The organism is Aeromonas sp. FDAARGOS 1410, from assembly GCF_019048745.1.
In the GTDB taxonomy this organism is placed as follows: Bacteria; Pseudomonadota; Gammaproteobacteria; order Enterobacterales; family Aeromonadaceae; genus Aeromonas; species Aeromonas jandaei.
Genome location: NZ_CP077401.1, coordinates 1,267,109 through 1,285,616, shown reverse-complemented (window position 1 = coordinate 1,285,616; position 18,508 = coordinate 1,267,109). Strand labels below are relative to the sequence as shown.

The following is an 18,508-nucleotide window of genomic DNA, read 5'->3' as shown; positions in this document are numbered from 1 at the left end:
CAAGTTGTGTAAGTGTGAGCCTGGTCCCACTCGAAACGCCACCTATGTATAGATGAGTGCTTGATAGAAGGATCGCGCTGTGATGCGCAACGTATTGCTCATCACGCAGATTAAATCACTGCGTGCGCAGCCTTTACCAAGGCATCTGCGCAGTTTGAGCGAAAGTTTGCTCAGGGCTGAGTGGGCGGGGTGTTGGGCGGGCGGTAAGTGGCTGATAAATAACAGAACAAAAAAGTGGCATGGTCGCTGCTAAAGGTTGGTCGAGTGCTATCTCGTTTAACCAACCTATTTAGGAGCATACACATGCCAACTCCATGTTATATCAGCATTGAAGGTAAAACCCAGGGCAACATCACCGCCGGTGCTTTCACCTCCGATTCCGTCGGCAATATCTTCGTACAAGGCCACGAAGACGAGATGCTGGTGCAAGAGTTCAATCACCAGGTCACCGTACCGACCGACCCGCAATCCGGTCAGCCTGCTGGCCAGCGTGTCCACAAGCCATTCAAGTTCACCGTTGCCCTGAACAAAGCCGTGCCGCTGATGTACAACGCGCTGGCTTCCGGCGAGATGCTGCCGAAAGTGACCCTGAAGTGGTACCGCACCTCCGTTGAGGGCAAGCAGGAGCACTTCTTCTCTACCGTACTGACCGATGCCACCATCGTTGACATCGACTGCCAGATGCCCCACTGCCAGGACCCGGCGAAGTCTGACTTCACTCAGCTTATCCAGGTCTCCATGGCTTACCGCAAGATTGACTGGGAGCACACCGTTGCCGGTACTTCCGGTGCGGACGACTGGCGCGCGCCCATCGAGGCGTAACGGCTCGTTTTCCTTTCTTTGTTTTAGTTCTCTAGAAGTGCTGTCCACGTGGTCCGTATCCGTAGCACGTAGATGTTTCCCCAGCCTGATTAATCCCGCAGGCTGGGGCTTTTATGTTTTGCCATCCCCCTGTTCTGACGTTCGGTGCGGAGTGATGGCAAAGCACACAAGAGGTTTGAGTTATGTGTCCCTCCATTGCACTGCTCGGTGACATCGGCACCGACCACGATGGCTTTCCACCGACACCGGTGATAGCCGCCAGCCCTGATGTCTTTCTCGATGGTAAGCCAGTGGCCCGTCAGGGCGACCCGTTAGCGCCCCACGACAAGCCCAACAATCCACCCCACCCACGCAGCATTGCCGGTGGTGTGGGCTCAGTGTTGGTGAACGGCAAGCCTATCGCTGTCACCGGCACGGCGGTGGATTGTGGTGGTGTGATGATTGGTTCGGGCAGTGGGCAAGCAGGATAAGGGAAAAGGTCATGGCACAGAGCACAGGATTACAATTCACCGTCAAGGTCGGCGCACTGGCTGACAGTACCTTTGCGGTCGCGAGCTTCAAACTGGATGAGGGCTTGAACCGTCCCTTTAGCCTCCACCTAGAGGTAGCTAGCCAGCAACCGGACATCGATTTCGGCGCCGTATTGGACCAGCCGTGCGAGCTGCTGGTGTGGTACAACGGCGAGCTGCTGCGCCGGGTATGCGGGGTAGTGAGCGACTTTGCGCAAGGGGACAGCGGCTTTCGCCGCACCCACTACAGCCTCAACGTCAAACCGGCCCTGTGGCGACTGGGCTTGCGCCAGAACTCCCGCATCTTCCAGGCGCAAAAGCCCGACGAAATCCTCAGCGTCCTGCTGCAAGAGCACGGCATTACCGATTATGCCTTTGCGCTCAAGAATGAGCACGCCCAGCGCGAATACTGCGTTCAGTACCGCGAAACTGACCTCGATTTCGTGAATCGCCTCGCGGCCGAAGAGGGCTTGTTCTACTTCCACGAGTTTGAGCAAGGCAAACACCGCATCGTCTTTGCTGACGATGCCGCAGCCCTAACCGCTGGCCCCGAGCTCTTCTTCAACCTCGGCAACCGTTCGCTGGAACAAGGCCCTTACGTGCGCCAGTTCCACTACCGCGAGGCAGTGCGCCCCTCTGACGTAGAGCTCAAAGACTACAGCTTCAAGACCCCGGCTTATGGCCTCTCCCAGAAGAAAATGGGCGCAGAGCTGGAGCACCAGCGCGATACCTACCAGCACTTTGACTATCCGGGCCGTTACAAAGAGGACCCGAGTGGCAAGGCGTTTGCCCAGCACCGGTTGGATGCCCTGCGCAATGACGCGGTAGCGGGCAGTGGCAAGTCCAACAGCGCAGCTTTACTGCCGGGACAGTTTTTCTCGCTCACCGAACACCCCAACAGCAGTCTCAACACCGACTGGCAAATCGTCCATATCCGCCATACCGGCGAACAGCCACAGGCACTGGAAGAAGAGGGCGGCAGCGGCCCGACCGTTTACCACAACGAATTCGGAGTGGTCAAAGCGAGTACCACCTGGCGGGCGCGCATCGGCAGCCCCGAGGCGCCCCACAAGCCGATGGTGGATGGCCCGCAAATCGCCATCGTGGTGGGCCCCGAGGGCGAGGAGATTTACTGCGACGAGCATGGCAGGGTGAAGCTGCAATTCCCGTGGGACCGCTACGGCAGCTCCAACGACCAGAGCTCCTGCTGGGTACGAGTATCCCAAGGCTGGGCCGGTGGCCAATATGGCATGATGGCCATCCCACGCATCGGGCACGAAGTTATCGTCTCGTTTCTGGAAGGTGACCCCGACCAACCCATCGTGACAGGACGCACCTTCCACGCCACCAACCGGCCGCCATATGAGTTGCCCGCCAACAAGACTCGCACCGTGCTGCGCACCGAGACCCATCAGGGCGAGGGTTTCAACGAGCTGCGTTTTGAAGACCAGGCGGGGCAGGAAGAGATTTACATCCACGGTCAGAAAGACCTGAACGTAGCGATTGAGAACGATGCAGCCTGGCACATCAAACACGACGAGCACCGCGACATCGACAACGAGCGGGTCACCCGCATCAAGGCCAACGACCACCTTACGGTGGAAGGCGAGAAGCGCGACCACATCAAGGCGGACTACTCGCTGACGGTCGATGCTTCCCTGCACCAAAAGCTGGCCCAGTCGCTGCTGGTTGAGGCTGGCCAAGAGGTTCACATCAAGGCCGGTAACAAGATTGTGCTGGAAGCAGGCTCCGAGCTGACCCTCAAGGTCGGCGGCAGCTTTGTGAAGGTTGACCCCAGTGGCGTCACCCTGGTCGGTCCCACCATCAAGATGAACTCTGGCGGTAGTCCCGGTTCGGGCTCCGGTTGGGCGGGTCAAATGCCCGGCTTGCCGGGGGCGGTCAAGGTGCCGCCCGCACCACCAGCCACTATCCCTGCGAGTGCGATTCAAAAGAGCATGGAATCCATGGCTCCGCTGGTGAAGCCCTGCCCCTTTGCCCAGGGAGGTAAGGCATGACCTTTCAAGAGTGGCGTAGCCAACATCCCGGCCAACTGTTTGCCATCGTCGATGCCGCGCTCGATACCACCGCCGTGGCGGACTACTGCAACCATGGTGGTGCAAATGCTATCCCCTTGTTTGCCGGCACGGCGTTTGCGGACCAAGCAGAACAAGGCCCCTGGCTACTGCCTGACCCAGCTCCCGAGTTTATTGCAGCTCACCCGCAACTGGGCGGCATCTACGTCACAAGCGATGCTGCTATCGATGTCGTCCAGCAGCACTGGCAAAGCCTGATAGAAGTGGCCTTCGAAGGGGATGTGATGTGGCTGCGCTATGCCGATAATCGAGTCTTTCCCAAGATGCTGGCCACTATGATCCAGCAGGAGCTTGATGATGTCCTGGGGCCCTGCTTAAGCCTGTGGGCCAACGACAGTGCGTGGCAGCGCACACCTGATACCGAATTTACTCCTCGCCAAGCCCCCTGGTTTCGCATTCAGCCTCACCACCTGACGCCGCTGTATGACGAAAGCCGTCACGCCTACATCCTCTCTCGCCACTTCTGGCAACGGATGGAGGATATGATGACGCATCATCCCAATCCGGAAGCCGCCATTACCACCGTCCTCAAGCAGGCCAATCAAGCAGGGCTGACAGGTGACGTCCTTGATGGCGTGGTGGCTGGCGCGCTCACGCTACAGGCAAGCATGGCGCTGGATGCCATCAGAGCGCCGTTGATGCTGACCGACGATGAAATGGCTCAGGTGAATAACTGGCTGAACAAACACCCTGATTTGATAGGAGCCGTGTAATGGCTATCAGTGCCTACTGCATCCCCTGTGAGAAGAACAACTGCTGGATTGAGATAGACGTTCGCGACGAACAGAACCGCTCGTTCAAGGGGCAAAAGGCCACCTTGACCGATGCCACGGGCACCAGCAAAACCGTGACCCTAAAAGACGGCCCAACCCTGGTACAAGGCTTTGCGGTGGGGCCGGTGACGGTCAAGCTGGAGACCCAACCCTGGCTCAAAGCCGCCCAATCCCGTGAAGCCCTCAAAAAGGGCGAGGTCAGTCAGGTTCCCGCCTACACCGAGAAGTTTTGGGGGCACTGTGACGTGAAGCGCGAGCATATCAAAGTGGCCACCGGCGACCTTTGCCTTACTGACCCTGAACAGCCGCTACCGGAAGGACACAAAGCTGGGCAGGCCCAACCGCCGCGCTTTATCACCAAGCATTCCTATGTAATCGAGGTGAAGGGCTATCAGCTTACCACCCTGCGTATTGGCGTGTTTTTTGACGGCACCGCCAACAACACCTTCAAGCACAGAGAAGGTAAAAGTGCATTGGAGACAGCCTTGGCGCAATGCAGCCCGGAAGAGCAGCAGGTATTGCTGGAGCAGTGTTTTGAAGGGGCGTTGCCTGATGATCTCAATAACAGCGAGAAGAACGATATCACCAATATTGGCAAGGCTAGGGAGCTATATAAGCTGCCGACAAAGTCCGAATTGAATGTAGCTGTTTATGTTGAAGGTATTGGCACCACCGAAGGGCAGAACGATGCAAAAGCCGGTCTTGCCGCAGACAAGGGTGATACCTCTAGTGCTGTTCGGGTTGAACAGGCCTGTCAAACCCAAATTGTGGCAGAGGTCAAAAAACAACTGGAGCGAATACTGCCCACGATCGAATGTATTCATAAGGTCGAGTTCGATGTTTTTGGCTTTAGCCGGGGCGCTTCTGCTGCCCGCCAGTTTGTAAACCGTATCGACCAGAAGGGCGATCACCCTCTGGTGGAAGCCATGGCCGCCGACCCCGATATCCCTCTAAAGAAGGGCTTTGACTGGGCGACTCGTGACGATGTGCGCATTCAGTTTGTCGGGCTGTTTGATACCGTGGTCAGTTCCTATCTGTGGGGTAAACGTGACGTGACGCTAGCCCCCGACTGCGCTGAACGAGTAGTGCATATCGTGGCGGCTGACGAGTGGCGATATCACTTTGACTTGACCCGTATCACAGACGATGCAGCAGGCACCGCACTCGCGGAGAATTTTACCGAAGTGATTATTCCCGGCGCCCACTCCGACATCGGTGGCGGCTATTACAGCCGCTGGAGTTTGCGCGACCCCAACGGCGCCTCACCGCTCATCACTGAAAACTGTGTGATTGCGACCTTCAGCTCCAATGAGTTGCCGCACGTCCATCCAGCCGATGCCCAGGCATATCGGGATGCCAGAGCTTATGCAAACATGCGGGCTGAACAAGGCTGGGGCAAAGGTGTTGTGTCTCTGGCTAGTCATAGTGACACTACTCGGCTTGGCTATCTGAATGTGCGCCCTAGGTCACTGGGCCCGATCACGGGCAGTCAATCAGGGGGGCATAGAAACATCAGCGTCGATGTGGTGCTGCACCGGGTGGTGGAGGGGGAATATTCACGCATACCGCTGCACATGATAGTGGAAGCGGCGCGGGATGCTGGAGCGCCATTTATAGAGTGGGACCCCACTCGACGGGATTTGATGCTCAGCAGCGCTCTTTCATACCCCACAGTGAACCTGGCCAAACTCGATGAACTCTGGGTTGATGAGGCCAAACGGCGCGGAGAGGTGATCAACTTGGCTCGACGCTTACCTGACGAAGTGTACCAAAAGTTGCGGCTGAGTTATTTGCACTACAGCGCAGATACTGGGCTAGTCAACAAGCCCAATAGGGTTGGTGACAAAGAGATCCGCAAGCTGACGGGTAATCAAAAGGGAGGTTATTAATGCGCTGGATACTCTTACTGGTGTTGTTGCCGCTAGTCACTGCTTGTCAGGCCGCGTCTACCCCACCCAAAAATTTGGAGTGGTGGCATATGGTTGGTTCCAACTCAGATGAACTATGGGTGACCGAGGTACTCTTTTATCGCCAGGGTAAATTAGTTGATGCTTCGACGAATGGTTCTGCCGGATTTTTTGGGGCTGAAGGGTTAAAAGAAAAAGACTATCGCTGGAGTATTTCAAAAGGGAGCCATACCACACGACCAATTCCAGATCGGGTGGAACTGGAGTGGATTTCATTTCACGACAAAAAACGCTATCGCATTAGCTTGGCATTGCCAGCAGAGCTGGAAAGCATGATTGCACAACCTTATCGCATCAAGGTGAGGGATGAGTGGCGTGAAGAACGTCGAGATAACATTGGCTTAGGTATGGCCACCGGCGGTTATGTGGAAGCGTTTTTAACCAGTGTCAGAGTGACACCTGATATCCTGCTGGCTAGGGGGATTGCTAAAGAGGTCACTGATGACCCTTATGATCAACGTTACCCTCTATCCAGTCAGTTTAAAAATGCTTGGGCACGTTTTGACAAAGATTACACGAATACCTACAAGCAATATCCCCCTCCCAGTGGAATGGCTTGGGCTCCGATCATGGATGCTTATCGCACAGCACAGCCTAAGACGGATACCGATCCAGTCAATTGATTTGGATCTCGGTTTAAGAGGTATCAATGAAGCAGTACCAAAACTGGCTGGCCCAGTATCTGATTTGCCGTCGTGATAACGACCATGCCATGGCCGCAGAATTGGCTGAGAGCATCTGTGCTTTCTGGCAGGCTAGGGGCGATAAGGCTGAACATACCAAGTGGCAGAAGGTCTATCAGGATCACCTGCAACAGACCACCTGACAGGCAAGGCTAATGGCCAGGGAAGGCGCCGCATCAGCTGTATGCCCATCAGGTGGCTGCGTAGCATAGCGGATTAGCCCGTGATACAGCAGTACCTCATCCATCACTTTTTCACTCTGCGAAGATTTTTCCATGACACACCGAGCCTTATGGCTGGCACTGACAGCCAGCATGCTTGCAGCCTGCTCTTCTACTACGTCACTCACTGACGCCGAGTTATCCCAAGCCGCAAAACAAGGGGATGGCCGCGCCCAATATCAGTTGGCCAAACGTCTGGCCAGCCAACCCGATTACCCCAATGCCATGCACTGGATGCAGCAGGCCGCTGAGCAGTCTGGCCCTTTGGCCGCCGATCAGCAGATCCGCGCCAGCGCCGCGTGGCAAGTGGGTGACTGGTACCAGGCCGGGCTCGGGGAGCCCAAAAATCCGGCACTCGCTACTCAGTGGTGGCAGCGTTCAGCGCGCCTTGGCAACACCCAAGCCAGCTACAGACTGGGGTTGATGTGCCAAGAGCAGCATCAAGGCAAACTGGTGAGCGAATGCCTCGATTGGTTCGAGCAGGCTGCTAAGCAGGATCATGCTGAAGCTCAGTTGATCCTGGCCCGGTGGTACAGCACACAACCGGGGGCCGATACGGATGCCATCAAGTGGCTTGAGCGGTCTGCAGAACTGGGTAACCGTGATGCCCAGTACCTGCTGGGTGAGCGATATGCGCAAGGTAAAGGGGTAGTCAAACGACCAGATCTCGCTCAGCGCTGGAACGATAGAGCCGCCGCCCAACAGCAACCGGACGCCTTGTTGCTGCAAGCTAAACAGGCCGCCCCCACCAATGCTTTCGCTACCTATCAGCGGGCTGCCACAGCTGGCTCTGCTGAGGCTGAGCTCTGGCTAGGGATGGCTTATCTAGCAGGGGAACAAGTTTCTACAGACCCCGCCTTGGGTCGCTACTGGCTGGAGCTGGCCGCCGGGCATGGCTCCCATGAAGCCGAGTACCAACTGAGTTTGCAGCAGGTGGATCGGGATCAGCAGGTCTACTGGTTGGAGAAGGCAGCTAACGGTGGCGTACCAAAGGCATTGTTCGAGCTGGCGGAGTTACAGCATAAGCAAGGGGAACTGGCGCAGGCCAGAGCCAGTTATGCTAAGGCAGCCCAACAAGGACACATTCTCGCCCAGTACACCTACGGTGAAATGCTGCGTCTGGGACAAGGTGGCAAAGAAGATTACGCGCTGGCTCTCAAGCAGTATCGTCTGGCAGCCCAGCAAGGCGACCGCCAGGCCCAATACCGAATGGGAACACTTCGAGAGGAAGGCCTAGGGGCTCCGCGTAACCGGGTTCATGCCTATGCTTGGCTGTCACTGGCGGCGACAGAAGGAATGCCTGAGGCTGTACGGGCCCGTGATGAACTCGAGGCCACGATGACCAAGCCGGAAGTCAAACAAGCGCAGAAACTCTCTGAGCACTGGTTTGGCAAGATGTTATCGCCTGCCAAGAAAAGCTAAAAAAGAACATAGAAAGAAGCGGCCCACCAAGGCCGCTTCTTTCCTATTTAGCTGGTGAATTACCAGATACAAGCTCAACCCAGGCATCCATCATGGGCCGACGTCAGTCCAGCAAATCCGTGCGGTGGTAAGCTGCCTCTACCTTGTTCTGCACTGTGTGAGCTAGTGCTCGTTCAGCCAGGTCCCTAGGGTTGTCCTACTCACTGCACCAGTCTCGAAAACTGGAACGAAAGCCATGAGCCGTGGCTGGTCGCCTAGGCATCGAGCTAGGTGCTCGACCTCACTTGCAGATGCAGAACATTGGCTTCGTGTTGTAACGAAGGACTCAAGAGCTCCCCCCATACCTCCAAGGCCACTTTTTGTTCCGGTAACCGAACGGTATGAACATAGTGAGCCATGACTCCGGGTAAGGCATGACCCAATATCTGCTCCACAACATGAGGGGCGATCCCGGCCTCATTTAGCCGGGTCGCTAAGCTCCTTCGCAAATCGTGCCACGTCCAAGGTGTGCTATGCCCGATCCGTTTCCAAATCCCCCTTCCCCACTGACTTACCGCTTCTGGTCGCTTGAGCTCCCCTAGCAAGTATGGGGATGACTGTGCAGCGGCAGCTTTCAGTAAGGCGTCGATCGTCGGCCGAATAAAATCAGGTATTGGTCTCACGATTTTATTACCTGTTTTTGAGTTGGACGCTGGTACTGTCCATGTTCCTTCGACTAGATTCCATTCTTCGGGGGCTGATAGCCGAGCTTCTTGAGTTCTTGCACCAAACGACAACAGAATCTTGGCCAAATTTCCGTAGTAGCAATTTGGACCTAGCTTCTCAGCCCACTCCCATAGTGTTCGCAGCTCTTCTAACGTCAGAACCCTATCTCGCTTACTCGCTTTTTGCCCAACATCAGCGACTGTCAAGTCATCCAACGCCTTACTCACTGCAAACTGTCTGACACGGCAAAACTTAAGAGCATGCTTACAGTTTTGGAAACAATACCCACTAGCCACAGGAGCCACCTTCGAGTACTCGTCAAAGACGCTCAACCAGTGACGAGTATCACAATCTGACAAAGGAAGATCGCCGATACGGGGATAGACCCACTTCGCAAATTGCTGGCGATGCTTCTCACTGTTAGACCTTTTCTTATCGGCGTGATGGCAGAGCCAATACTCGAGTGCATCTTTCACCGTGACAGGCTTAAGCCTTTCATCTTTCCCGATCCGCGTCATCAAAGCGGGATCATTGCCCTCTTCCAACCAAGCTCGACATTGCGCCGCCTTTTTCCTTGCTTCGGAAAGTGACAGTCCCCCCTCAAGGCCGGTATAAGAGCCCAGAGTCAGGTTTTTTGCCTTGCCTAATATTCGATAGCGGTACACGAAGCTGACTTTTCCGCTATTTCTCCACAGAACAGATAGACCATCCCTGTCTGCAACCTTTCTGGGCGTATCATCATCGTGACCACGCAGCATTGCTTTGAGTTTTGAATCTGAAATTGCCATTTTGAACCCACACTTGAACCCACACTTATGTTGCATCCCTTCAGATAGCATCAGACATCAATGGAAAGCTAGTCAATATAAATCAGCAACTTAACTAAACCTATCGGACTGAGACATACCTGATCGGACTGCTGGTAGGATAATACGGCATGAACTGATTGCTGGCCTGATGCCGCGCAAGCGGAACAGGGCAAAGATGAAAGGCGCCGGGTAGTAATACCCGGCGCCTTTCTTTATGCTCCCCTTCCCACTTCCCCACTACAAGCGCTATGAACCGCACGCCCCTGCTGCTGATGGTACTGGTCACCCTGCTGGCCGCCGCCGGCTGGCTCTTCTCGAAAGAGGCGATCCGCGAACTGCCGCCCGCCGCCTTTATCGGCAGCCGCTTTCTGCTGGCCGCCCTGCTTTTGCTCCCCCTGGCCTGGTTGCGCGAGCCACCGCCGAGCCGAGCCCAGATGGTGCGCGCCGCCGGTTGTGGCATCCTGCTCGGCGCCAGCCTGTTGCTGTGGGTCACCGCCATCAGCCAGAGCGATGCGCTCGGCAGCGGCGCCTTTATCATGAGCGTTGCGACCCTGATGGCCCCACTGGCCGCCTGGGCAGCCTTTCGGGCCAAACCCGGCCGCCACTACTGGCTCACCCTGCCCATCGCCATCGCCGGTTTGCTGCTGCTCTCCAGCAGCACCCACTGGGGCGTGTCGCTCTCGCTGTTCTGGTTTCTGGCGGCGGCCACCACCCTCGGCATCCAGCTTGCCGTCCATCGCCACTTCGCCCAATCCATCGCCCCCACCTGGCTCACCTGCATCCAGCTGGCGATGACCGGTCTGCTCGGCACCCTGCTCTCCCTGCTGACCGAACAGTGGCCCGAGGCTGGAGTCAGCCACGGCATCTGGGGCTGGTTTGCGGCGAGCGTCTTGATCGCCACCACATTGCGCTACTGGCTGCTCACCCATGCACTGAGCAAGATGACTACCGCTCACGCAGCCCTGATGATGCTGCTGGAGCCGGTCTGGACCCTGATCCTGAGCACCCTCTTCTATAGCGAACCCCTCGGCGGTGCCAAACTGGCCGGAGCCGGACTGTTGCTCGGCGCCCTGGTGCTTTACCAACTGCCCCTGCTGCTGCGCAGTGCACGGCTCAACACGCCCGTCTGATACGCGTCACCGCCCTGCAGGGCGGTGTCACCATCTCCCTCCTGTTTGCGTATCTTGTCCTGCCAATGCTGACGTTCTGTTAACGGCATTTAACCCTTGGTATCCATAGGGTTAAAGGGCATACCCCATGAAAAAATGCCATATGGCCAGCTTGATGAAGGTCACATTCCTCCCCCGCGCCCCTCCCTATCATGCCCCCATCATCGGTCTGGACAATCCTGACGATGGCCACACATGGGAATAACAAGAGAAAAAACTATGCAGCAAACCAGCCCCCTCAAGACGGTCACGGTCAGCATATTGGCAACCGCCATGCTGATCTTTGTGGCCCAGTACCTGATAGGCAAACAGGAGATCAAGATCGGCATCGCCATCATCCCGATCCTGCCGATGCTCTTTGCCGTCATCATCGGCATGATTGTCTCCGCCAAACCGGTCAAGGATCGCATCCCCGGCTGGAAGCAGCTCTTCACCGAAAAAGAAGAGGGCTTCTGCGGCAAGATGGTGGGCTTCAGCCTGCTGATCCTGGGCACCCAGTATGCGGGGATGATCATCCCCAACCTGAAGATGATCCTGAGCGTCGGCGTACCGCTGTTCCTGCAGGAGATTGGCAATCTGCTGCCGATCCTGATCGCCATTCCGCTGGCGGTGAAGTTCGGCTTTGGCCGCCGCGCCATCGGGGCCTGCTCCTCCATCAGCCGTGAGCCGTCCGTCGCGGTAATTCAGGGCAAGTTCGGCACCGGCTCTCAGGAGTACATCGGCGTGCTGGCCATCTACTTGTGCGGCTCCGTCATCGGCACCCTCTGGTTCAGCGTGCTGGGCAGCATCGCCCCGCTCACTGGCCTGCACCCGCTGGCGCTGGCTGCCGGTTCCGGCGTGGGATCAGGCTCCATGCTGAGTGCCGCCTCCGGTGCCCTGATCAACGGTCTCGACGAAGCACTGGCTCAGCAGGTGCTGAGTATCGCGGCTGCCTCGAATCTGCTCTCGTCTGCCCTCGGTGCCCTCTCCCTTACCTATCTGGGTCTGCCGCTCGCTGAAAAAATCTATGCCCTGACTGCCAAAGGAGAGAAAGCATGAAAAGCATCGTAATGGATATGCGGTTCGTCTTTCTGGCGATCCTGCTGGCCATGTTTACCCAGACCCTGACCACCGGCACTCCGCTCTGGCTGATGGGTGACAGCTTCGTCGCCATGTCACTGGTGGTGTTCGCTTCGCTGATTGCCAAGCGTTACCTGCCCTCCTCCCTGCCGGCGTTTGCCTATGCCACCATCATCGGCATTCTCATCTGCCTGCCGGAGACCCCGGTGCGCGGCCTCTTTATCGACGCCGTCGCCAAGATCTCCTTCCTCTCCTGCTGCGTACCGCTGCTGGCCTTTGCCGGTCTCTCGGTGGGCGGTCAGCTGGAAGAGCTGAAGAAGATGTCCTGGAAAGTGATCCTGATCTTCATGATCGTCTCTACCTGCTGCTTCTTCGGCGCCTCGCTGGTGGCCCAGCTCGGCTTCTCCATCCAAGGGATCATCTGATGAACAACATCCACATTGAACCGGCCCTGCTGGCCCTGCGCGACTTCAGTCAGGAAGTGCGCCACCACCTGCACTCCATTCCGGAAGCCTCCGGCGTCGAGTTCAAGACCTCGGCCTACTGCCGCGAGCTGATGGCAGGCTTTGGCTACCGTCTCACCGACTATCCGGGCTTCACCGGTTTCCACGGCGATCTGGTGGTTGACCCGGTACTGCCGACCATCGCCTTCCGTGCCGACATGGATGGCCTCGAGATGCACGACATGAGCGACGTTGCGTTCAAATCGACCCACGAGGGAATGGCCCATAACTGCGGTCACGACTCCCATATGGCGATCGCCCTGACCGCAGCCAAATTCCTCTCAGAACAGCGCTCCCGCCTGCAGTACAACGTCCGCTTTATCTTCCAGATGGCGGAAGAGGATATGCGGGTGCCGGGCGCCGAGAAGATGGTTGAACTGGGCTGCATGAAGGGGGTGGACGAGGTCTATGCCCTCCATAACGACGGCGCCATGGAGACCGGCACCATCAAGTTCAACCACGGTGTCATGTCCTCCTGGGGCTCAGCCTGGACGCTGGATGTGCATGGCATCTCCGCCCACGGCTCGACCCCCCACAAGGGGCTGGATGCCATCCGTGAAGCGGTGCGGATCATCGAGGACATGGACTACATCGTCGCCAAGCGCACCAGTCCGTTCAGCCCGGCGGTATTCGGCTGCGGCATGATCAACGGCGGCACCATCCCCAACGCCATCGCCGACCATGTGCAGGCGCGCGGCACCATCCGTGCCATGGATGCCGAGACCGACCAGATCCTGAAGAACAGCTTCAAGGAGATCGTGGCCCAGAGCGAACTGCGCGGCTTCAAGACCAAGATGGTCTATGCCGGGTATCCGGCGGTGGAGAACCACGCCGATGCCTGCGCCCGTCTGCTGCAAGCGGCCGCCGACGTATTGCCTTCTGAAGGGATCAACGCTCAGGGTCAGCCGATGACCGGCAGCGAAGACTTCAGCTACATGGTCAACGCCTGCCGTGGCCGCAAGGGGGCCATGTTCTTCCTCGGCAGCGGCTGTCAGGCCAAGGGGATCTGCAACTACCTGCATGCAAATCCCTACTACCTCGATGACGACTGCCTGCTGGTCGGTGCCCAGATTTTTATCAACCTGGCGACCCGCAGCGCTTAATCCCGCATACCGATAAAACCAGAAGAGAGGCCAAGGCCTCTCTTTTTTTGTCTCTGTATTTTTGCTCTGTGTACGACAAACAACCTGCGGCTAGAGCCACGGCAACTCCGCCATATTGGCAGTCGGCGGCTGATTGATCAGATGAAGTTGCACCGTCTCCCGGCTGATATGGGGGGCGTAGAGGTGGATAAAGTCGTACATGTAGTCGCGCAGATGGGCATGTTTGCGCAGGCAGATGTGGGTGGCGCTCGAGGCGATCAGGTGGTCGATATTGAGGCTCACCAGATCCTCCCTGTCCCCCTCGTCGAAGGCCACACTGGCAATCACCCCGACCCCCATCCCGAGCCGGACGTAGTGCTTGATCACATCGGTATCGGTGGCGGTCAGCACGGTTTTCGGCGAGAGGCCGTGGCGGCTGAAGGCTTTGTCCATCTTGGAGCGGCCGGTAAAGCCGAACACATAGGTGATGAGGGGATAGCGGGCCAGATCGGCCATCGACAGCGGCTGACAGTCGATCAGCGGATGACCGTGGGGCACCACCACGCTGCGCCCCCAGCGATAACAGGGCACCGCAGCCAGCTCGTCGAACAGATACATGGACTCGGTGGCGATCGCCATATCCACATCGCCGCTTTGCACCATCTGGGCCAGCTGGGCAGGCGCCCCCTGATGGAGCTGGATCGCCACATCGGGATAACGACGGCTGAACTCGGTGATCACCGCTGGCAGCTTGTAGCGCGCCTGAGTGTGGGTGGTGGCGATACGCAGCACCCCGCTGGTGGCCAGTTGCTCCCCCAGCGACAGCTGGTTGATCTGCTCCACCTGCGCCACTACCCCCTTGGCCAACTCCATCACCTGCTCGCCTGCGCTGGTCAAGCCGACCAGATTTTTCCCCTTGCGGGTAAAGAGGGCGAGTCCCAGCTCATCTTCCAGCATTTTCATCTGCTTGCTGAGGGTGGGCTGGGAGGTGTAAAGCTTCTCCGCCGTCGCCGAGATGTTGAAGTTGTTCTTCACGATCTCGGTAAAGTTCTTGAGCCGGGCGATGTTCATCTGGGCAAGGGATCTCGCTGCTGCGGCCAGTGGGGCTGACCTGAAAAAGAGAGAGCGGGGCTGGCCCCGCAGCTGACTGCCGACCATAGCACAGCGTGGCGCACGATAATCTGCCTCAGGTCAGAAAGCCGCGCGCTAGTCACTGGCGAGCTTGATCCCGAGCCCGACAAACAGAGTGCCGATGCCCCGGTTGAGCCAGCGGCCGAGACGCTGTGACAAGCGTACCCTGTGGCTGGCATAGACGGTGGTAAAGACCAGCAGGTGACACCAGATGATACCGCCCAGATTGAAGATGCAGCCGAGCAGGATAAAGGCGAGCGCCTTGTCGGGGGCATCCGGTGCGATGAACTGGGGCACAAAGGCGAGGAAAAAGAGCGCCACCTTGGGGTTGAGCACATTGGTCAGCACTCCCTGCCGGTAAATCTGGCCATAGGAGAGGGCTGGCAGAGTCGCCCCTCTCTCCATGGAACCCGTTGCTTGCTGGCGCAGCAGGGAGAACCCCAGATAGATGAGGTAGATGGCGCCAGCCAGCTTGATGAGGGCAAACAGCTCGGCCGACGCGCTGAGCAGGGCCGACAGACCGAGGGCCGCCGCCAGCACATGCACCATGACACCGGTGCCGATGCCCAACGTCGCAACCGAACCGGCACGCCACCCTTGCGAGCCGCTGCGCAGCATGACCAGCAGGGAGTCCGGCCCTGGCATGATATTGAGCAGCAACCCCGAGACCATAAACAGTGCAAGATCATGAATACCGAACATCACCCCTCCCCTCGTAAAGAAAAACCAAACAAAAAGGGCTCCGCAGAGCCCTCTTTTCTTTCACTCTGCGGCAGCTGACGTGTCATCAGCTGTCCCGCCAGCCATCAGGGCCGCAGCGCCTTGTCCGCCCGCGAGATGCCGCAGACGCCGGAGCGCACCACTTCGATGATCTCGTTGGTCTGGGCGGCAGTCTTGATAAAGGCATCCAGCTTCTCGCTGGTGCCCACCAGCTGTACCGTGTACTGCTCGGGGGTGACGTCGACGATCTGGCCACGGAAGATATCCGCCAACCGTTTCAGCTCATCACGGGCCCCACCGGCGGCACGCGCCTTGACCAGCGCGATCTCCCGCTCGATATGCTCCCCTTCGCTCAGGTCGCACACCTTGAGCACATCCACCAGCTTGTGCAGCTGCTTCTGGATCTGCTCCAGCACCCGCTCGTCACCCATGGTGACTATGGTCATACGTGACAGGGTGGGATCCTCGGTCGGCGCTACCGTCAGGGTCTCGATGTTGTAGCCGCGCTGGGAGAAGAGACCCACCACCCGGCTCAGGGCGCCGGATTCGTTCTCCAGCAGTACTGAAATGATGTGTCTCATCAGGTTCTCTCCGTCTTGCTCAGCCACATCTCGTCCATGGCGCCAAACTTGATCTGCATCGGATAGACGTGCTCATCCGGGTCGACCGAGATATCCATGAACACCAGCCGATCCTTCATGGCGAAGGCTTTCTCCATAGCGCTCTCCAGCTCGGCCGGATCGCTCACCGCGATACCGACGTGGCCGTAGGCTTCCGCCAGTTTGACGAAGTCCGGCAGGGACTCCATGTAGGAGTGGCTGTGACGGCCGCCGTAGAACATCTTCTGCCACTGCTTGACCATGCCCAGCGCACGGTTGTTGATGGAGATGATCTTGATGGGCACCCCGTACTGCATGCAGGTAGAGAGCTCCTGAATGTTCATCTGCACCGAGCCGTCGCCGGTGACGCAGCAGACCACCGCATCCGGGTTGGCAAACTGGGCCCCCATGGCGGCCGGAATGCCGAAGCCCATGGTGCCGAGGCCCCCCGAGTTTATCCACTGGCGCGGTTTGGCAAACGGGTAGTAGAGCGCGGCAAACATCTGGTGCTGGCCGACGTCGGAGGCAACGAACGCCTGACCCTGCGTCACCTTGTAGAGGGTCTCGATCACCTGCTGCGGCTTGATCTGGGTAGCCGACTTTTCGTAGGCAAGGCAGTGACGGGAGCGCCACTGGTTGATCTGGCCCCACCAGTCCGCCAGCGCCTCCTTGTCGTTATCGAAGCCACACTCGCGGATCACTTCAAGCATCTGCTCCAACACGGTTTCCACCGAGCCGACGATGGGCACATGGGCCTGCACTGTCTTGGAGATGGAGGTGGGGTCGATGTCGATATGGACCACAGTCGCATTGGGGCAGAACTTGGCCACGTTGTTGGTGACGCGGTCATCGAAGCGGGCACCCACGGCGAAGATGAGATCCGAGTTGTGCATGGTCTTGTTGGCTTCGAAGGTACCGTGCATCCCCAGCATGCCGATGGATTGCGGATGGGTGCCCGGGAAGGCGCCCAACCCCATCAGGGTAGTGGTCACCGGCAGGTTCAGCAGCTCCGCCAGCTTGAGCACCAGATGATCCGCGTTGGCGTTGATGGCGCCGCCACCCACGTACATGACCGGGCGCTGGGCATCCACCAGCAGCTTGGCGGCCCGCTTTATCTGGCCCTTGTGGCCCGACTTGGTCGGGTTGTAGGAGCGCAGGGAGACCGTCTCGGGGTATTCGTAGGGGAATTTCTCCTTCGGATTCTGCACATCTTTGGGCAGATCCACCACCACCGGCCCCGGGCGGCCGCTGGCGGCAATGTAATAGGCCTTCTTGATGGCGGCCGGAATGTCGCTGGCTTTCTTGCACAGGAAGCTGTGCTTCACCACCGGACGGGAGATACCGATCATGTCGGTCTCCTGAAACGCATCCTCACCGATCATGCTGGTCGGCACCTGGCCGGAGAGGATCACCAGCGGAATGGAATCCATATAGGCGGTGGCAATACCGGTAATGCAGTTGGTTGCCCCCGGGCCGGAAGTAACCAGCACTGTCCCCACCTTGCCGGTGGAACGGGCGTAACCGTCAGCCATGTGCACTGCGGCCTGCTCGTGCCGCACCAAGACATGCTCCATCTTGCCGTTTTCGAAGAGAGCGTCATAGATGTCGAGCACCGAGCCACCAGGGTAGCCAAAGACGTGCTCAACTCCCTGATCCTCCAGCGCTCTAACCACCATCTGGGCGCCTGATAACATCTCCATGATAAAGCCCTCCAGGCTTTGCTCCGTTTAGCGAATCCCGCCGACGATGCCGTGCTTCCCGGCACGGCCCGATCCGTTTCTTGTTGTTATCTGAAGGCAGATCGGCCCAATTCAGCCCCGTCGGCAGCAGAAAAAAAGGATTTTTCCATCATTGACCCGAAAATCGGGTGAAAAACCAACTTAACCCGCCAATGAACGCTTGTCCACGGCTTTGTCGGCGGGTGCCAGTCAGACATTTCAGACAGTGCCCGACCATAAAAGCGGCGGTGACAGAAACAGGAAGATGTCACGCTAATAGACAGAGAATTGTGCTGGCAGGTGAAAAAACGGCAATAAAAAAGCCCGCCGACAGTGGCGGGCTTTGTGGCAGCAGTGCGACCTAGTGGTCATCTTCCGGCTCGGCCAACCAGATCTGCTGATCCGGATCGGTCTCTTCACTGACCGAGATGCTGACACCCATATCGAGCAGTTCGTGCAGGGTGAGATTGTCAGCCAGGTTCATGACTTCGCCGTTTTCATTGGTAAAGCGCATTTGCTCCAT

At 57.9% G+C, this 18,508-nt stretch carries 18 protein-coding genes; 12 read left to right on the top strand and 6 right to left on the bottom strand.

Going from position 1 to position 18,508, the window contains the following annotated elements; translation table 11 throughout:
- The first annotated feature begins 303 nt into the window (after positions 1-303).
- From hcp1 to I6L40_RS06155, 8 genes are all read left to right on the top strand, one after another.
- On the top strand, positions 304-822 hold the full coding sequence (hcp1, locus tag I6L40_RS06190) for a type VI secretion system effector Hcp1 (RefSeq protein WP_005359949.1): 519 nt from the start codon (positions 304-306) through the stop codon (positions 820-822).
- Positions 823-1,004: 182 nt separating this feature from the next.
- On the top strand, positions 1,005-1,292 hold the full coding sequence (locus tag I6L40_RS06185; protein WP_216995146.1) for a type VI secretion system PAAR protein: 288 nt from the start codon (positions 1,005-1,007) through the stop codon (positions 1,290-1,292).
- A gap of 11 nt (positions 1,293-1,303) precedes the next feature.
- A complete protein-coding gene (locus tag I6L40_RS06180) occupies positions 1,304-3,346 on the top strand; it encodes a type VI secretion system tip protein VgrG (RefSeq protein ID WP_216995145.1) in 2,043 nt (680 codons plus the stop codon).
- Positions 3,343-4,137: a DUF4123 domain-containing protein gene (locus I6L40_RS06175; protein ID WP_216995144.1), complete on the top strand. Its 795-nt coding sequence runs from the start codon at positions 3,343-3,345 to the stop codon at positions 4,135-4,137. Before I6L40_RS06180 ends, I6L40_RS06175 begins: the two co-directional genes overlap by 4 nt.
- Complete coding sequence (locus I6L40_RS06170) at positions 4,137-6,086, top strand: DUF2235 domain-containing protein (RefSeq protein ID WP_216995143.1); 1,950 nt, start codon at positions 4,137-4,139, stop codon at positions 6,084-6,086. Before I6L40_RS06175 ends, I6L40_RS06170 begins: the two co-directional genes overlap by 1 nt.
- Positions 6,086-6,787, top strand: a complete 702-nt coding sequence (locus I6L40_RS06165) for a DUF2931 family protein (protein WP_216995142.1) — start codon at positions 6,086-6,088, stop codon at positions 6,785-6,787. Before I6L40_RS06170 ends, I6L40_RS06165 begins: the two co-directional genes overlap by 1 nt.
- 26 nt (positions 6,788-6,813) lie before the next feature.
- A complete protein-coding gene (locus I6L40_RS06160) occupies positions 6,814-6,990 on the top strand; it encodes a hypothetical protein (protein ID WP_216995141.1) in 177 nt (58 codons plus the stop codon).
- 132 nt (positions 6,991-7,122) lie between these two features.
- Positions 7,123-8,490 carry a tetratricopeptide repeat protein gene (locus I6L40_RS06155; protein WP_216995140.1) on the top strand — a complete coding sequence of 456 codons (1,368 nt, stop codon included), beginning with the start codon at positions 7,123-7,125 and terminating at the stop codon, positions 8,488-8,490.
- A gap of 266 nt (positions 8,491-8,756) precedes the next feature.
- Here I6L40_RS06155 and I6L40_RS06150 read toward each other — a convergent pair whose 3' ends face one another.
- Complete coding sequence (locus tag I6L40_RS06150) at positions 8,757-9,983, bottom strand: site-specific integrase (protein ID WP_254204083.1); 1,227 nt, start codon at positions 9,981-9,983, stop codon at positions 8,757-8,759.
- Between the two features lie 269 nt (positions 9,984-10,252).
- Between I6L40_RS06150 and I6L40_RS06145 the strand changes: the two genes are divergently transcribed.
- The 4 genes from I6L40_RS06145 to I6L40_RS06130 all read left to right on the top strand — a co-directional run bounded on the left by I6L40_RS06145 (position 10,253) and on the right by I6L40_RS06130 (position 13,838).
- Entirely contained in the window at positions 10,253-11,134 is an 882-nt protein-coding gene (locus I6L40_RS06145) for a DMT family transporter (protein ID WP_071914399.1), read from the top strand.
- Between the two features lie 258 nt (positions 11,135-11,392).
- Positions 11,393-12,211: a DUF3100 domain-containing protein gene (locus I6L40_RS06140; protein WP_005339140.1), complete on the top strand. Its 819-nt coding sequence runs from the start codon at positions 11,393-11,395 to the stop codon at positions 12,209-12,211.
- The gene (locus I6L40_RS06135) at positions 12,208-12,657 is read left to right on the top strand and encodes a hypothetical protein (protein WP_005349183.1); all 450 of its coding nucleotides are present in this window, start codon (positions 12,208-12,210) and stop codon (positions 12,655-12,657) included. Before I6L40_RS06140 ends, I6L40_RS06135 begins: the two co-directional genes overlap by 4 nt.
- Entirely contained in the window at positions 12,657-13,838 is a 1,182-nt protein-coding gene (locus tag I6L40_RS06130; protein ID WP_071914397.1) for a M20 family metallopeptidase, read from the top strand. Before I6L40_RS06135 ends, I6L40_RS06130 begins: the two co-directional genes overlap by 1 nt.
- 90 nt (positions 13,839-13,928) lie before the next feature.
- Here I6L40_RS06130 and I6L40_RS06125 read toward each other — a convergent pair whose 3' ends face one another.
- The 5 genes from I6L40_RS06125 to I6L40_RS06105 all read right to left on the bottom strand — a co-directional run bounded on the left by I6L40_RS06125 (position 13,929) and on the right by I6L40_RS06105 (position 18,499).
- Positions 13,929-14,888 carry a LysR substrate-binding domain-containing protein gene (locus I6L40_RS06125; RefSeq protein ID WP_042031819.1) on the bottom strand — a complete coding sequence of 320 codons (960 nt, stop codon included), beginning with the start codon at positions 14,886-14,888 and terminating at the stop codon, positions 13,929-13,931.
- Between the two features lie 135 nt (positions 14,889-15,023).
- Positions 15,024-15,650, bottom strand: a complete 627-nt coding sequence (locus I6L40_RS06120; RefSeq protein WP_047436232.1) for a LysE family translocator — start codon at positions 15,648-15,650, stop codon at positions 15,024-15,026.
- A 104-nt stretch (positions 15,651-15,754) separates the two neighbouring features.
- Positions 15,755-16,249, bottom strand: coding sequence for an acetolactate synthase small subunit (ilvN, locus tag I6L40_RS06115; protein ID WP_005311605.1), 495 nt, complete (start codon positions 16,247-16,249; stop codon positions 15,755-15,757).
- On the bottom strand, positions 16,249-17,967 hold the full coding sequence (locus I6L40_RS06110; RefSeq protein WP_216995138.1) for an acetolactate synthase 3 large subunit: 1,719 nt from the start codon (positions 17,965-17,967) through the stop codon (positions 16,249-16,251). The genes ilvN and I6L40_RS06110 overlap by 1 nt, the downstream gene beginning before the upstream one ends.
- A 379-nt stretch (positions 17,968-18,346) precedes the next feature.
- The gene (locus I6L40_RS06105; protein WP_104015791.1) at positions 18,347-18,499 is read right to left on the bottom strand and encodes a hypothetical protein; all 153 of its coding nucleotides are present in this window, start codon (positions 18,497-18,499) and stop codon (positions 18,347-18,349) included.
- Positions 18,500-18,508 lie beyond the last annotated feature (9 nt).

Coding starts and splice junctions, on each gene's coding strand:
- I6L40_RS06160 (WP_216995141.1), top strand. CDS start 6,814: ATGAAGCAGTACCAAAACTGGCTGGCCCAGTATCTGATTTGCCGTCGT.
- ilvN (WP_005311605.1), bottom strand. CDS start 16,249: ATGAGACACATCATTTCAGTACTGCTGGAGAACGAATCCGGCGCCCTG.
- I6L40_RS06130 (WP_071914397.1), top strand. CDS start 12,657: ATGAACAACATCCACATTGAACCGGCCCTGCTGGCCCTGCGCGACTTC.
- I6L40_RS06155 (WP_216995140.1), top strand. CDS start 7,123: ATGACACACCGAGCCTTATGGCTGGCACTGACAGCCAGCATGCTTGCA.
- I6L40_RS06175 (WP_216995144.1), top strand. CDS start 3,343: ATGACCTTTCAAGAGTGGCGTAGCCAACATCCCGGCCAACTGTTTGCC.
- I6L40_RS06170 (WP_216995143.1), top strand. CDS start 4,137: ATGGCTATCAGTGCCTACTGCATCCCCTGTGAGAAGAACAACTGCTGG.
- I6L40_RS06120 (WP_047436232.1), bottom strand. CDS start 15,650: ATGTTCGGTATTCATGATCTTGCACTGTTTATGGTCTCGGGGTTGCTG.
- hcp1 (WP_005359949.1), top strand. CDS start 304: ATGCCAACTCCATGTTATATCAGCATTGAAGGTAAAACCCAGGGCAAC.
- I6L40_RS06105 (WP_104015791.1), bottom strand. CDS start 18,499: ATGCGCTTTACCAATGAAAACGGCGAAGTCATGAACCTGGCTGACAAT.
- I6L40_RS06140 (WP_005339140.1), top strand. CDS start 11,393: ATGCAGCAAACCAGCCCCCTCAAGACGGTCACGGTCAGCATATTGGCA.
- I6L40_RS06185 (WP_216995146.1), top strand. CDS start 1,005: ATGTGTCCCTCCATTGCACTGCTCGGTGACATCGGCACCGACCACGAT.
- I6L40_RS06110 (WP_216995138.1), bottom strand. CDS start 17,967: ATGGAGATGTTATCAGGCGCCCAGATGGTGGTTAGAGCGCTGGAGGAT.
- I6L40_RS06135 (WP_005349183.1), top strand. CDS start 12,208: ATGAAAAGCATCGTAATGGATATGCGGTTCGTCTTTCTGGCGATCCTG.
- I6L40_RS06180 (WP_216995145.1), top strand. CDS start 1,304: ATGGCACAGAGCACAGGATTACAATTCACCGTCAAGGTCGGCGCACTG.
- I6L40_RS06145 (WP_071914399.1), top strand. CDS start 10,253: ATGAACCGCACGCCCCTGCTGCTGATGGTACTGGTCACCCTGCTGGCC.
- I6L40_RS06125 (WP_042031819.1), bottom strand. CDS start 14,888: ATGAACATCGCCCGGCTCAAGAACTTTACCGAGATCGTGAAGAACAAC.
- I6L40_RS06150 (WP_254204083.1), bottom strand. CDS start 9,983: ATGGCAATTTCAGATTCAAAACTCAAAGCAATGCTGCGTGGTCACGAT.
- I6L40_RS06165 (WP_216995142.1), top strand. CDS start 6,086: ATGCGCTGGATACTCTTACTGGTGTTGTTGCCGCTAGTCACTGCTTGT.